1 protein-coding gene is annotated in these 207 nt (G+C 63.3%); it reads right to left on the bottom strand.

Annotation, left to right across the window (positions count from 1 at the left end):
- Nucleotides 1–207, bottom strand: a 207-nt coding sequence (locus tag OO54_RS41280; protein ID WP_033213090.1) for a hypothetical protein, incomplete at both ends; no start/stop codon positions are given.

Genomic DNA, 207 nt, shown 5'->3' with positions numbered 1-207 from the left:
CCATTCGGCGACGTACATCGCGCCGTCCGGGCCGAACTTCATGTCGATCGGCGAGCGCAGGCCGAGCTCGGCGACGAAGGGGTTGATCTTCAGGAGGTCACCGGCGGAGTCGAGGCGGAACTCCTTGATGAAGTTGCGGCTCCACTCATAGAAGAACGGCGTCTTGTCGTAGTACTCGGGGAACTTGCGCTCGGAGGTGCTGGCCGC

It is taken from the genome of Streptomyces wedmorensis (assembly GCF_000716445.1).
GTDB classification, from domain to species: domain Bacteria; phylum Actinomycetota; class Actinomycetes; order Streptomycetales; family Streptomycetaceae; genus Streptomyces; species Streptomyces wedmorensis.
Note: the sequence above shows the minus strand (reverse complement) of the source record. Positions and strands in the feature narration are given on the sequence as shown.